This window comes from Pseudonocardia sp. NPDC049154, from assembly GCF_040648315.1.
GTDB lineage: Bacteria > Actinomycetota > Actinomycetes > Mycobacteriales > Pseudonocardiaceae > Pseudonocardia.
In genome coordinates this window covers 63522-76165 of record NZ_JBEZDN010000016.1, presented here as the reverse complement: position 1 = coordinate 76165, position 12644 = coordinate 63522, and the positions used below count along the sequence as shown (strand labels likewise).

Here is a 12644-nt window from a genome sequence, read left to right as displayed (position 1 = left end):
GGTGCAGCCGGAAGACGGTCACGGGAGGTGGCGATGACGCAGGCGGACGGCGGGCGCCGCGCGGCGGCCCGGACGACCGATCCGGTGCTGCTCGGCAGGATCCTGCGCAACCTGGTGAGCAACGGCCTGAAGTTCACCGAGCGCGGCGAGGTGCGGGTCCGGGCGGGCCTGGACCGGGAGGACGGGGAGGTGGAGGTCCGGGTGAGCGACACCGGGATCGGCATCCCCGCCGAGCACCAGCAGCGGGTGTTCGAGGAGTTCTACCAGGTCCGCGGGCATCTGCAGGCCGCCAGCGGCGGCACCGGCCTCGGGCTGCCGTACGCGCGGCGGCTGGCCGCGATCCTCGGCGGCTCGCTGGAGATGGAGAGCGAGCCGGGCCGCGGGACCGTGCTGACCCTGCGCCTGCCCGGGCGGCCGGCGGGCGAGGCGGCGGCGGACGTCGTGCCGCTCGGCCGCGTGCTCGTCGTCGACGACGACCCGGCGGTGCGGGCGCTGCTGCGGCGGATCGTCGAGGGCCTCGATGGCGAGGTCACCGAGGCGGCGTCGGGGCCGGAGGCGCAGCGCGCCCTCGGGGCCGGGGTCCCGGACCTCGTGCTGCTCGACCTGGACATTCCCGCGCCGACCGGCTCCGAGGTCCTCGCCGGGATGCGCGCGGACCCTGCCCTCGCCGCCGTCCCGGTCGTGGTGGTCACCGCCGCGCAGCTCGACGACGCGCGGCGGCGGGACCTGGGCCGGACCGCCGCCGTCGTCGACAAGGCGCAGCTGTCCGGGCCGGTGCTGGTGGCGGCGGTCGGCGCCGCCCGCGACCTGGTCGGGAGCGCCCCGTGACCGGCCCGGTGCCGAGCACCGAGGTGGTCGACGGGACCACGATCCTCGTGGTCGACGACAACGCCGGGAACCGGTACGTCGCCGCCAGCTGGCTGCGCCGCGCCGGGTACCGCGTGGTGGAGGCCGCGACCGGGACGGAGGCGCTGGACCGGGTGGCCTCCGAGCCGATCGACGTCGTGGTCCTCGACGTCGGGCTGCCCGACATGAGCGGCTTCGAGGTGTGCGAGCGGATCAAGACCGATCCCGTGCTCGCCCGTCCGGTGATCCATCTGTCCGCCACCGCCGTCCGCGGTGAGGACCGGGCCCAGGGCCTGACCCGCGGCGCCGACGCCTATCTCGTCGAACCCGTGGAGCCGGACGAGCTGCGCGCCACGGTGTGGTCGGTGCTGCGTTACCACCGCGCCCGCGAGGCGGCGGAGCGGCTCGCGGCACGGCTGGCCGGGCTCAGCCGCGCGACCATGGCGATGAACGCCGCCGTCGACTTCGACGAGCTGGCCACCACGATCGCGTCCGGCGCGGCCGCCCTGGCGCAGGTGCCGGCCGCCGCCCTGGTCGCGGCATCGGACCGGACCGTGCGCCGGGCCGTCGTCGACCCGGCCGACCCGGAGGACGACCTCCCGCGCTGCGACGCCGTGCCGCCGCGGCTGCTCGACCGGCTCGCCGGCACGCTGCCCGACGGGCCGGTCGCCGTGTCCTGGGCCGAGGCGGTGGGCAGCGGCGAGGCCGACGGGCCGGCGTCGGCCCTGCGGTTCGGGTTCCGGTCCGGCCGCGTCGCGATCGTGCTCCGGACCCCCGAGCTGTCCACGGAGCTGCGCGACCTGCTGGCCCATCTGGGCAACGCGGCGGCGCTCGCCGTCGACTCGCTGCAGCTCTACGTCGAGGAGCACACCCTCGCCCTGACCCTGCAGCGCGCGTTCCTGCCCAGCGCCCCGGCCGCCCCGCCCGGGGTGGAGGTCGCGGTGCGGTACGTGCCGGCGGCGCAGAACACCGAGATCGGCGGGGACTTCTACGAGGTCGTCGAGCTCGGTGAGGGGCGGCTGCTCCTGGCCATCGGGGACGTCTCGGGCCACTCGATCCACGCCGCGACGATCATGGTCGAGCTCCGGCACGCGCTGCGGGCCTACGCCGTGGAGGGGCACGGCCCGTCGGCGATCCTCAACCGGCTCGAAACCATGCTGCGCCAGTACCACCCGCGCGAGTTCGCCACGGTCTGCGTGATGGTCCTCGACGCCGCGCGGGACGTCGTCACCGTCGCCAACGCCGGGCACCTCGCCCCGCTGCTCGCCTCCCCCGAGGGCACGGTCCCGCTCGCCGCGCACGGTCCGATGCTGGGCCTGCGCCGCGCGCACGGGGAGGACTCGGCGCTCGCCCTGCCTCCGCGCTGGACGCTCGTGCTCTACACGGACGGGCTGGTGGAGAAGCGGGGCGTGGACCTCGACGCGGCCCTCGAGGACCTGCGCGCGGCGGTGTCCGTGGACCCCGCCCCCGAGGAGCTGGGCGACCGGCTGCTCGGCCGGTTCGCCGGCGTCCGCGAGGACGACATCGCGCTGCTGATCCTGCGGGGCGGCGTCGCCTGACGGCGGCCAGCCGCGCGGCCTCGCCGGGGGACCGATGCTCGAGGAGCGGCCCGTCCGCGGCGGGCTCCCGGCTCCAGGCCTGCGCGTCCGGCGGATCGCCGACGGGTTGCGGACCGGGCCGGACCGGGACGGTCACCATCAGGCGTCCCCGAGCGCCGCCGACCGGGAGAGGTACAGCGCGAGGGTGCGGTCCATGCCGGTGATCTGCAGCGGGCGCAGCACCCGGCGCGAGTCCGCGACCACGCGCAGCGCGACACCGCGCTCCTCCGCGCCGCGCTGGGCGAGGGCGACCGCGGTCAACCCGACCGAGGTGAAGAAGTCGACGCCGGTCAGGTCCAGGACGAGGACCGCCGGCAGGGCCTCGAGCTCCGCCTGCAGGGTCTCGTCCAGTCCGGCGGCGGTGACGAGGTCGATCTCGCCGGCGATGGCCACCACCGTGGTGCGGTCGAGGTGCTCGATGTGGACCGTCAGCGCCTCGTCGTCCGGCCCGGCGCGCAGGAGTGGGTTGATCTCGGCCGTGGTGCGCCGTTCCTGCATCGTCCGCCCTTCACCCGCCCCGACGCCGCGGGGCGATCCGTCCGGCGGGCCGGCACACACGACGTGATCCGGTCCCTCTGCCCCGGTCGGAGGCTACGCGCCCGTGCCGCCCGCCTCCAACGGGAGCACACCCGCCGCCGGACCTCACAGCCGGGCCGCGCCGAGTGGAGCAACGGAGTGGTCGGCTCGGCCGCCGGGGACGAGGCCGGTGGCGCACCGCACCCCTCGAACGGTGGCCGACCGGCCCGGCGCAGAGTCTTGAACGGCGTTCAGTATCGGCGCACGCCCCAACCTAGTAGCGTGCGCGCCGTCATGACGCGGAGGGTGCGGCTGGACGTCGAGACGCGGCGCGAGCAGCTGCTGGCGGCGGGCATCGCCCTGTTCGGCTCGCGGCCCTACGCCGAGGTCGAGATCGCCGACATCGCCCGTGCCGCCGCCGTCTCCCGCGGCCTGCTCTACCACTACTTCCCGGACAAGCGGAGCTTCTTCGCCGCCGTCGTCGGGCGCCAGGTCGCCGAGCTCGCGCACGCCACCCGCACCGACCCCGCCGACCCGCCCGGCGTGCGCCTGCGCGCCGGCGTCGACGCCTACTTCGACTTCATCGAGGCCCACCCGCAGTGGTACCGCTCGCTGTACCGCAGCACGGCCAACGCCGACGACGTCGTCCGCCGGCTCCTCGACGAGGCCCACTCGAACCAGGCGCACGCGATCCTGTCGCTCTTCCCCGACGTCGACCCCGCCCCCGTCCAGCGCCTCGCCGTGCGCAGTTGGATCGCCTTCCTCGCCAGCGCCGGCATCGGCTGGCTCGAGGGCGTACACGCCTCGCGGGACGAGGTGCGGGAGATGTGCTGCGCCGCGCTCCTCGCGGCCCTGGGCCTCGAGGACACCTGACGCCGCGGCGGCCGCTCGTGGAGCCCTTTCGGACCACTGTGGCGGGTCCACAGTCGGCGTAACCGCGCCCGCAGACGGCGCAACATGTGCGGTGCACACGGGAAACCTGTCGGTAACCCGGTTCGATGGGCTCGGGTCGGCGCGCTCCCTCCGCAACCGCCTGCCCACTCCGTGTCGCCGCCGAAAGGGCATGTCGATGGGTTCCCCGACGGGCTCCGGCCCGATCCGCGCCAGGACGGACACCGGAGCCTCGGACGGGCGGCCCACACCAGAGGTCATGGCGGCGGTGCAGCGGTCCTGCCGGGCCGTGGCGGACCGGCCGGAGCGGCTGGCCGAGGTGTTCTACGCGCACCTGTTCGAGATGGCGCCGTGGGCGCGGTCGATGTTCGCCGTGGACATGACCGAGCAGATGCAGAAGATGACCGCGACACTGCTCGCGGCGATCGAGCAGCTGACCACGTCGGACACGGCCGACCTCGAGGTGCTGCTGCACCGGATGGGCGCCGAGCACTACGTCCGGTACGGGGTCGAGCCGAAGCACTACCTCTACATCGCGCACGCGCTGACCAGGGCCGTCCGGGACGTGGCGGGGTGGGAGTACAGCGGCCACCTCAGCTCGTGCTGGGTGTGGCTGAGCGAGTGGGTGTGCCGGCACATGATCGCCGGCGCCCGCGAGGCGATCGCCGAGCAGGACCCCGTCGAGGACGACGCCGGCTGGCGCCTGAGCGAGCGCGCCACCGCCGCCGCGATCCCGTCCCCGCGCGCGGCGCCCGTGGCGCGCGACCAGCCGAGGCACGCCAGACGCCTCTTCCGGACCCGGGGCTGAGCCGACCCGGAGCACCGGCCCGCCGGGGACACCCGGCCCGCCGGACGCCGGCCCGCCCGCGATCCCGCACGGACGAAGGACAGACCGCATGCCCGCCCTGTTCGACACGAGCAGAGCCGACCTCACCCCGCCCCGCCAGGCGAACCGGCGAGCAGGCGCGCCGGCGACCGCCTGTCCCCATCTGCATGCCACGGGTCACCCGACGGAGCGGGACGACGGGGCCGCCGCCGTCGACCCGGACGCCGCCATGGAGTTCCTCGAGCTGCTCCACGCCGAGGCCCCCCAGCCCGTCTCGCCCGCCGCCCGGATGGCCCAGGTCCGCGCGGAGATCGACGCCACCGGCACCTATGAGCACACCCTCGCCGAGCTCACCTTCGGGGCGCGCGTGGCCTGGCGGAACTCGGCCCGCTGCATCGGGCGCCTGTACTGGAACGGCCTCCACGTGCGCGACCGCCGCGCCTGCACCACCCCCGGCGAGCTCGCTGCCGAGTGCGTCGCGCACCTCCGCAGCTGCACCCGCGGCGGGCGCATCCGCTCCACCCTCACGGTCTTCGCCCCCGACCGCCCCGGCCGTCCCGGACCCCGCATCGAGAACGAGCAGCTGATCCGCTACGCCGGCCACCGCCGGCCCGACGGCGGCGTCCTCGGCGACCCCCGCACCGTCGGCCTCACCGACCGCGCCCGGAACCTCGGCTGGCGGCCTGCCGGGCCCGCGGGCCCGTTCGACGTCCTGCCCCTGCTCGTGACCGGGACGGACGGTCGCACCGAGATGCACGCCCTGCCCGCGGACGCCGTGCTCGAGGTCCCGCTGACCCATCCCGACCACCCCTGGTTCGCCGAGCTGGGCCTGCGCTGGCACGCCGTGCCGGCCATCAGCGACATGACCCTCGAGATCGGCGGCGTCCGGTACCCCGCCGCCCCGTTCAACGGCTACTACCTCGGCACCGAGATCGGCGCCCGCAACCTCGCCGACGCCGACCGCTACGACATGCTGCCCGTCCTCGCCGACCGCCTCGGCCTCGACACGAGCCACCCGCGCACGCTGTGGAAGGACCGGGCGCTGGTCGAGCTCATGGTCGCCGTCCACCACTCCTACGACGCCGCGGGCGTCACGATGGCCGACCACCACACCGAGTCGGAACGCTTCCTCGCCCACCGGGCCCGCGAGCACGGTGCCGGACGCCCCTGTCCCACCGACTGGAGCTGGATCGTCCCGCCGGTGTCCTCCGGCACCACGGCCGTCTTCCACCACTACTACGACCCGGTCGACCCCACCGCCCGCCCCGCCTTCCTGCCGCGCCGGCGCTGATCGCGCACGCGCCAGTCGGGCGGCATCCGGGATTGCCGATGGCGTCCGCGTCGTCGGTCCGGCATGGTCGTGACGTGGCTCACCGTCCGACGGGACGGGACGCCGGACACGAGGAGGCGCCGTGATCGAGCCCTACCAGGTCGTCGGCCTCGTCCCGACGATGCGGGGCATCCGGTACCGCGACGAGATCAAGCGCAACATCGAGCACCTCGGCCACCTGACGAAGGCGGCGTCGTGGCTGTCGGCGATGGCACTGCCGGTCCGCCTGATCACCATCCCCGAGGGCGCGCTGCAGGGCTTCAACGACGAGGTGCTCGACCACGACCACGAGTGGTTCGCCGCCGAGTGTGCGATCGACATCCCGGGCCCGGAGACGGACGCGCTCGGCGCGCTGGCGGCCAAGTGGGACGCCTACGTCATGGCGACCGCGAAGGCGCGGCACCCGGAGTTCCCGGGCCGGTTCTTCAACGTCGGGTTCGCGATCTCCCCGCAGGAGGAGATCGTCCTCGTCCACCACAAGGTGGTGCCGCTGCTCCCGGTCGAGCACTCGGTCACGCCGCACAACGTCTGGGACCGCTGGGTCGAGCTCTACGGCGACGGGCTCGACGCCTTCTACCCGGTCGCGGACACCGAGATCGGGCGGCTCGGCGTGATGATGGCCAACGAGGCGTCGTACCCGGAGAACGCCCGCGGCCTCGCCATGAACGGCTGCGAGGTCGCCTACCGCGGCCCGTACCCGCACCCGCACGCCGGCAACGGCTTCTTCGAGATCCAGAACAGGGCGCGGGCACTGGACAACAACATGTACGTGATCGGGAACCAGGTCGGCACGTACTACCTGGACGCCGACTCCGACATCCCGATCGACACCTTCGGCTCGGCGAGCATGATCTGCGACTACCGCGGCGACGTCGTCGGACAGGTCGGCTACGCCGGGCACTCCACGTGGGTCGCGGGCACGATCGACATCCAGGCACTGCGCGACTTCCGCTCCCGCGCGCAGTTCGGCAACTGGCTCAAGGACCTCACGACCGAGCAGTACCAGGTCATCTACCGGGAGCCGATCTACCCGAAGAACCTCTACCTGCACCGCAAGCCGTACGCGCACGACGAGTACCGGCGCGAGGTCACCGAGAAGCAGGTCGAGCTGCTGCACGAACGGGACGTCTGGCGCCGCCCCGACCCGGGCACCCGGGACGGGGGCTGACGGCGGCGTCTCACCTCAGCGGAGCTTCTCGATCACCGGGGCGAAGGCCTCCGCCGACGGCTGGAGCACCGTGACGTAGCTGATCCCGAACCGCTCGCGGGCGGCCCGGAGCTGCTCGGCGATCTCGTCGACCGTCCCGACGAGGAGCGTGGGCAGCTCCAGCATCTGCTCGACGGTGAGGTAGTCGACGCCGAACTGCGCCCGCAGCTGCTCGATCGCCGCCCGCCGGTCGTCCACGACGGCGACGACCTGCACCAGCAGGTTCCGCTCCGGGTCGCGCTCCCCCGCGGCCTCGACGGCCAGCGCGATCCGCCCGTCGAGCTCCTCGGCGGTGAGCAGGAGAAGCTCACCGGTGGTGGAACCGGGCTTGAGTCTGGCGCCCGCGAAGGCGACGGTGTCCGCCCGTCGCGCGGCGAGGCGCAGCATCCGGTCGCCGTTCCCGCCCAGGAGCAACGGCGGTCGCGGCTGCTGAGCGGGCTTCGGGGTGCCGTCCGCGAGGGCCGCGTCGAGCCGCTCGACGAGCTCTTCCAGCGCCGAGACCCGCTCGCCGGGCGAGCCGAAGGGCAGGTCGGCGGCGTCGAACTCGGCGCGGTTGTAGCCCGTCCCCAGCCCGAGCTCGAACCGCCCGCCCGAGATCTGGTCCAGCGTGGCGACCTCGCGCGCGAGCAGGGTGGGGTTCCAGAACCCGGCGTTGAGCACGAAGGTGCCGAGCCGCACCCGCTCGGTGGCGTCCGCGGCGGCGGCGAGCGCCGGGAACGGCGCCGGCATGCCGAGGTGGTCGGGCACGAGGACGACGTCGTACCCCATCTCCTCGGCGCGCCGGCACGTTGCCACCCACGTCGCCCGGTCCTCGAACGACGTCATGTTCACGCCGAATCGGAACGGCCTCATTCCCCACCCCCGGGACTCGTGACGGTCTCCGGCCAGCATCGCGCACCCGGGCGTCGTCGAGGGCCGTGCTCAGGAGGCGTCGGCCACCGGCTGCCGAAGGATGGTCCGCAGCCTCGACGGGTCGGCCCGCCGCGGGTCGCTCAGATAGATCTCGTGGTGCTTGCCGGCCATGGTGAGGCCGTGCTGCGGGATGAACTCGTGGTGCATGCGTCGCAGCAGTTCTGCCTCGCCGTCGTAGGGGCCGACGTGGAGAGCCTGGACGCACCGTCCTTCCGCCAGGGTCTCCATGCGGACGTCGGCCAGCCGCGTGGGCGGCGCCTTCGAGGCGATCTTCTCGACGGCCGCGTCGAACATCTCTTCCGTGGTCCAGTCGGGCACCATGATCATGAGGGTCCAGTCCCACCGCGCCTTGTCCCGCGCCGCGGTGAAGGCGCCCATGTCCTCGGCCCACCAGAGACCTTCCAGCGGCATCACGACGTAGTCGCGGCCGAGCTCCGTCCTGCTGGCGAACTTGAGCGCGTAGGCGAGGGGGTAGAGCGCCGAGACCGCGGCCTCGTACACCGGGGTGTTCGGGTCGCCGTGGCCGTCGATCATCAGGTACCGCAGGTCCGGCACGTCCAGCACCTCCGGCGAGTCGCGCCGGGCCCGGTAGCACGGCAACTCCCGCTTCAGGTCCACTTTGGTGGCCACGGGCCCTCCTGACGATGCTGGTCACGAGTGTGCGGACGCCGGGAGACCCGTCCGTCACGCGCGCCCTGATCATGCCGCTCACTAGGATCGTCGGGATGCCGGGGGCCGACCGCAGGAAGCGCCGCAACCGTGGGTAGAGCTCGCCCCCTCGCCGAGGTGTACCGACGCTTCGGCGAGAACGAGGCCGCCGGGACGTCGCCGCTGTACGAGCGCGTCGCCGTCGCCCTGAGCGAGTCCGAGGAGGCGCTGCGTGCCGTCGAGGCGGCACCGGCGCGCTCGCGGCACCCCGCGGTGATCCTCGCTGCGCTGCAGGACCTGGCCCTCGCCGGACGTGCGCCGGCGCTCGCCGCGGCCTACGCCGCTTCGGACGGCGACGCCGCCGCCGGCGCGGCGATCGACACGCTGCTGCGGACGACCGACGCGGTGGTGGCCGCCGCCGTGCGCCGGCCGCCGCGGCCGACCGAGACCGGACGCTGCGCCGTGCTGTATCCGGCCGTCGCCGAGGCGGCGCGCCGGGTGGGCGCGAGCCCGATCGGACTGATCGACGTGGGCTGTTCGGCCGGGCTCAACCTCAGTGTCGATCGCGTCGGCATCACGTACAGCAACGGACAGTCGCTGGGCGCCCCGTCGTCCCCCGTGCAGATGTCGTGTTCGATCGTGGGGAACCGGCCCGTCCCGGCGCGCGCAGTGCCCGAGGTCGTCGCCCGGGTCGGCGTCGACCTCGATCCGATCGACGTGACCGACAGGGACGACGCCCGGTGGTTACGCGCCTGCGTGCCGCCGGATCAGCCGGACAGGATCGCGAGGCTCGACGCGGAGATGGCGTTGGCCGCGACGGCCCCGCCGCTGCTGCTGCGCGGGGATGTCGTCGAGGTGCTGCCCGACGCCTTCGCCCGCGTGCCCGCGGACGCCCTGCCCGTCGTCACCACGACATGGGCGTTGTCGCGGCTCCCGCCCGAGGGTCGCCTGCGCTTCCTGCACCGCCTCGACGACGCGGCGGCCGGACGACCGGTGGCGTGGGTGTCGGCGGAAGGAGTGGGCGTGGCACCGGCGATCCCGACGCTCGGCGATCGCCGCGCATCCGGCCACAGCATCATCGGCCTGGCGGTGTTCGACGGATCGGCCCTGCACGCCGAGGCCGTCGGCCGCAGTTGGTCGCGGGGCCGCATGCTGGCGTGGCTGGCAGGAGAGCCGCAGCCGTAGCGGACGCACGCCGGAGCATCGTGCACGGAGAATCGCCCGCCCGCAGCAGGAGAGCGCGCTCGCTCAGCGGTCCTGGTAGAGGCTGAGCTCGACGAGGTTCTTGTCCGGGTCGCGGATGTAGACGCTGCGGATGGGGCCCGTGGCGCCGGTGCGGTCGACCGGTCCCTCCTCGATCGGCACGCCGGCGGCCTCGAGGTCGGCGACGGCGTCGTCGAGGCTGCCGTCGAGGATGAGGCAGACGTCGGCGCTGCCCGGGGTGGGCTTGTCCGCGTACGGCGTGAACGAGTGCCCGGCCTCGTGCAGGTTGATCTTCGAGCGGCCGAAGGCGAGCGCCTTGCGCCCCTTGAAGGTGATCTCCTCCATGCCCAGGACCTGCGTGTAGAAACCGATCGTCGCGTCCAGGTCGGCGACCGTGAGGACGAAGTGGTCGAGCCGGTCGATCTTCATGCTGGGATCCCTTCCCCGTCGCGTGCCAGTGGCGGTCTCCTGAGCCGCTCGAGAGGCCCAGCATGCCGTCGATCGGCGAGAAGTCCCCGTCGGGAGCGCGCAGGCGGCTCCGCCGTCACCTGAGTCACACGGGCTCGACCAGCCGCGCGCGGACCACGGGCCAGGCCGGCGACAGCGGATCGATCAACGCGAAATGCCCCGTACCGGGGACGACGACGACCTCGGTTCCCGGGTGAGCGTCCGCGAACCGACAGGCCTGCGCCGGCGGCACGATCGCGTCCCGCCCGCCGTGGACGATCGTCAGCGGGGACCCGACGGGACCCAGCCGGACCGGGTCGAGGTCTGGACGGGAGTCCGGACCAGCGCCCACGAAGGCCCTCACCGCACCGTCACCCAGCCCAGCCCGATGGGCCGCGACCAGGTCCGCCACCGGGGCGAGCGCGACGGTGGCGACCAACCCCGGTGGCGGCGCCGATGCCGCGGCCCAGAGGGCGAGGTGCCCGCCGGCGGAGTGCCCCGCAACGACGATCCGGCCGCCGACCTCCGTCGCGAGCACCAGTGCCGCCCGGATGTCGGTCGTCGACGCGTCGGGGTCGCCCGGCACCCGCCGGTACTCCACGGACACCACCGTCCGGCCCTCCTCGCGCAGCGCCGACGCGAGCGGCCGCAGATGCGTCCGGTCGTAGGCAGGCCGCCAGAAGCCGCCGTGGATCAGACAGAGCACCGGGCGCTCAGCCGCCTCCGTACCGCCGCGGTAGATCTCGACCAGCTGGTCGCGCTCGTCGCCGTACCTCCGAACCTCGTCCGGCTCGGGCGCAGGCCGCGTCAGGATCGAACGGTCCTCCCCGCCCGCAGCGGCTTCCTCATCCGTCACCAGGTACTCCGTCTGGTCGCTTCGCCGGGTCAGGAGTCGGCGCACGCCATGGAGTATGTGACGGCTCGGCCCTTGGCGGCGCCTTCCGGGCGATGGAAGCTCTGACCTCGGCGCCCTGGGTCCCGAGGGCCCCATGTGGTCGCTGCAGTTACTTCGAACTCGCCTTGCGGCCGCGTCGCCGTTCGCGTTCTCGTTTGCCGTAGGTGGCGTCCCGGACGGCCTCCTCGCTCTCCAGGCTGGAGCCGAGCGCGCCGGCCACGATGCCGACCGAGCTCGCCAGCCACACCAGCTTGAGGTAGGTGCCGAACGAGGCGGGTCGGTGCAGCTGGGAGGAGAAGTAGCCGGGATCGATCAATGCGAGCGCGGCGAGCAGCGCGGCGAGGTAGAGGAGCACGTACATGCAGGTGACCCCGAAGATGATCGTGATTGCGGTGGCGGCGTTGTAGAGCACCGCCTTCGCCCGGGCGTCCCGGTCGTCCGGGCGGTCCCAGAGGTGGTTGTAGGTGATCAGCCAGGTCGCCATGGCCAGGATCGCGACCAGGGAGATGAGCAGCAGCCGCAGCGGCGACAGCGAGATCGCCATCGTCCAGAAGCTGGTGGTCACGACGGCGTAGGCGCCGGTCGCGGCGGCCGCCGCGGTGGCGCTGGACAGGTGGGGGACCAGCCGCCACGGGCGGTTGTCGCGCACCATCCCGGCGAGCAGCCGCAGCCTGCCGCGCAGCCCGACCAGGGCGAGATGTGCGTCGGTGTCGTCTTCGGCGCTGATGTGGCGCAGCGGGCTCAACCGCGGGATGTCCGGGGGGCGTTCCCCGTCGGAGCTGTGGTCGTGCCCGGTGAGTGCCCGTACGAGGTGCACGATGGCCCGGCGTGCCCGCCGGTGCACGCCCAGGGCTCCGAGCCCGGGCAGCGAGACCATCCCGCCGTGCGCGCGCGTGATCAGCACGGTGGCGACGGGGCGGGTCCCCACGCGGCGGGGCAGGTCGGTCACCACGATCATGAGGTCCCACTCCTGGCGCTCGCGGTGCTCCTGCGCGAGCGACTCCAGCGGGACCAGGCCCTGCTCGTCGAGCGGGATCTCGTGGGTCTCGGTGCTCACGACCCAGGTGGTCGCGTCGTCGACCTGCGCGGCCAGCACCCCGGGCAGGTCTGGCACGAGGGCGGCGGCGAGATCGGTGGGCACACCGGGATCGGCCAACAGACCGACCCGGACCCGGCGGCCGCGTTGTCGACCCCCTCGGGTGGGCTCGCCGCCGCCCGTCTCGTCGGGTGAACGGTCATGTGCTCGGTCGTCCATCACGCCCCTCCTTGGCTCGTCGAGGCGCCGATGCCGCCGATGCCGCCGATGCGCGCGCCCCGTCACGCGC

General features: G+C 73.8%; 13 protein-coding genes. 7 read left to right on the top strand and 6 right to left on the bottom strand.

The annotated features are described in order from the left end of the window. Nucleotides 1-33 precede the first annotated feature (33 nt). Nucleotides 34-828 (top strand): ATP-binding protein, encoded by a 795-nt coding sequence (locus tag AB0B41_RS11665; protein ID WP_358201784.1) that lies wholly within the window; start codon nucleotides 34-36, stop codon nucleotides 826-828. After that, nucleotides 825-2405, top strand: a complete 1581-nt coding sequence (locus AB0B41_RS11660) for a fused response regulator/phosphatase (protein ID WP_358201781.1) — start codon at nucleotides 825-827, stop codon at nucleotides 2403-2405. The genes AB0B41_RS11665 and AB0B41_RS11660 overlap by 4 nt, the downstream gene beginning before the upstream one ends. Nucleotides 2406-2543: 138 nt before the next feature. On the opposite strand, the gene AB0B41_RS11655 is transcribed toward AB0B41_RS11660, so the two are convergent. Then, nucleotides 2544-2942 (bottom strand): STAS domain-containing protein, encoded by a 399-nt coding sequence (locus AB0B41_RS11655; RefSeq protein ID WP_358201778.1) that lies wholly within the window; start codon nucleotides 2940-2942, stop codon nucleotides 2544-2546. A gap of 312 nt (nucleotides 2943-3254) precedes the next feature. On the opposite strand from AB0B41_RS11655, the gene AB0B41_RS11650 reads away from it, so the two are divergent. The 4 genes from AB0B41_RS11650 (at nucleotide 3255) to AB0B41_RS11635 (ending at nucleotide 7175) form a co-directional block, all read left to right on the top strand. After that, nucleotides 3255-3833 carry a TetR/AcrR family transcriptional regulator gene (locus AB0B41_RS11650; RefSeq protein WP_358201776.1) on the top strand — a complete coding sequence of 193 codons (579 nt, stop codon included), beginning with the start codon at nucleotides 3255-3257 and terminating at the stop codon, nucleotides 3831-3833. Nucleotides 3834-4029: 196 nt separating this feature from the next. Then, entirely contained in the window at nucleotides 4030-4659 is a 630-nt protein-coding gene (locus AB0B41_RS11645) for a globin domain-containing protein (protein ID WP_358201774.1), read from the top strand. An 88-nt stretch (nucleotides 4660-4747) separates the two neighbouring features. Then, nucleotides 4748-5968 (top strand): nitric oxide synthase oxygenase, encoded by a 1221-nt coding sequence (locus AB0B41_RS11640; RefSeq protein ID WP_358201771.1) that lies wholly within the window; start codon nucleotides 4748-4750, stop codon nucleotides 5966-5968. Nucleotides 5969-6089: 121 nt separating this feature from the next. Then, complete coding sequence (locus AB0B41_RS11635; RefSeq protein ID WP_358201769.1) at nucleotides 6090-7175, top strand: nitrilase-related carbon-nitrogen hydrolase; 1086 nt, start codon at nucleotides 6090-6092, stop codon at nucleotides 7173-7175. A 15-nt stretch (nucleotides 7176-7190) separates the two neighbouring features. On the opposite strand, the gene AB0B41_RS11630 is transcribed toward AB0B41_RS11635, so the two are convergent. Together AB0B41_RS11630 and AB0B41_RS11625 are read right to left on the bottom strand one after the other, a co-directional pair. Next, a complete protein-coding gene (locus tag AB0B41_RS11630; RefSeq protein WP_358201767.1) occupies nucleotides 7191-8066 on the bottom strand; it encodes a TIGR03621 family F420-dependent LLM class oxidoreductase in 876 nt (291 codons plus the stop codon). Between the two features lie 69 nt (nucleotides 8067-8135). Further along, nucleotides 8136-8756 carry a GyrI-like domain-containing protein gene (locus AB0B41_RS11625; protein WP_358201764.1) on the bottom strand — a complete coding sequence of 207 codons (621 nt, stop codon included), beginning with the start codon at nucleotides 8754-8756 and terminating at the stop codon, nucleotides 8136-8138. A gap of 156 nt (nucleotides 8757-8912) precedes the next feature. Between AB0B41_RS11625 and AB0B41_RS11620 the strand changes: the two genes are divergently transcribed. Next, nucleotides 8913-9959, top strand: a complete 1047-nt coding sequence (locus AB0B41_RS11620) for a DUF2332 domain-containing protein (protein ID WP_358201763.1) — start codon at nucleotides 8913-8915, stop codon at nucleotides 9957-9959. Nucleotides 9960-10022: 63 nt separating this feature from the next. Here the strand turns inward: AB0B41_RS11620 and AB0B41_RS11615 are convergent, their stop codons facing one another. The 3 genes from AB0B41_RS11615 to AB0B41_RS11605 all read right to left on the bottom strand — a co-directional run bounded on the left by AB0B41_RS11615 (nucleotide 10023) and on the right by AB0B41_RS11605 (nucleotide 12574). Further along, on the bottom strand, nucleotides 10023-10406 hold the full coding sequence (locus tag AB0B41_RS11615) for a VOC family protein (protein WP_358201761.1): 384 nt from the start codon (nucleotides 10404-10406) through the stop codon (nucleotides 10023-10025). A gap of 124 nt (nucleotides 10407-10530) precedes the next feature. Beyond that, complete coding sequence (locus tag AB0B41_RS11610) at nucleotides 10531-11280, bottom strand: alpha/beta hydrolase (RefSeq protein WP_358201758.1); 750 nt, start codon at nucleotides 11278-11280, stop codon at nucleotides 10531-10533. Between the two features lie 148 nt (nucleotides 11281-11428). Next, the gene (locus AB0B41_RS11605) at nucleotides 11429-12574 is read right to left on the bottom strand and encodes a hypothetical protein (protein ID WP_358201756.1); all 1146 of its coding nucleotides are present in this window, start codon (nucleotides 12572-12574) and stop codon (nucleotides 11429-11431) included. Nucleotides 12575-12644: the final 70 nt, after the last annotated feature.

What these genes read in the sequence shown, in the direction of transcription:
- AB0B41_RS11645 (WP_358201774.1), top strand. Translation starts at nt 4,030, where the DNA reads ATGGGTTCCCCGACGGGCTCCGGCCCGATCCGCGCCAGGACGGACACC.
- AB0B41_RS11650 (WP_358201776.1), top strand. Translation starts at nt 3,255, where the DNA reads ATGACGCGGAGGGTGCGGCTGGACGTCGAGACGCGGCGCGAGCAGCTG.
- AB0B41_RS11615 (WP_358201761.1), bottom strand. Translation starts at nt 10,406, where the DNA reads ATGAAGATCGACCGGCTCGACCACTTCGTCCTCACGGTCGCCGACCTG.
- AB0B41_RS11630 (WP_358201767.1), bottom strand. Translation starts at nt 8,066, where the DNA reads ATGAGGCCGTTCCGATTCGGCGTGAACATGACGTCGTTCGAGGACCGG.
- AB0B41_RS11605 (WP_358201756.1), bottom strand. Translation starts at nt 12,574, where the DNA reads ATGGACGACCGAGCACATGACCGTTCACCCGACGAGACGGGCGGCGGC.
- AB0B41_RS11640 (WP_358201771.1), top strand. Translation starts at nt 4,748, where the DNA reads ATGCCCGCCCTGTTCGACACGAGCAGAGCCGACCTCACCCCGCCCCGC.
- AB0B41_RS11655 (WP_358201778.1), bottom strand. Translation starts at nt 2,942, where the DNA reads ATGCAGGAACGGCGCACCACGGCCGAGATCAACCCACTCCTGCGCGCC.
- AB0B41_RS11665 (WP_358201784.1), top strand. Translation starts at nt 34, where the DNA reads ATGACGCAGGCGGACGGCGGGCGCCGCGCGGCGGCCCGGACGACCGAT.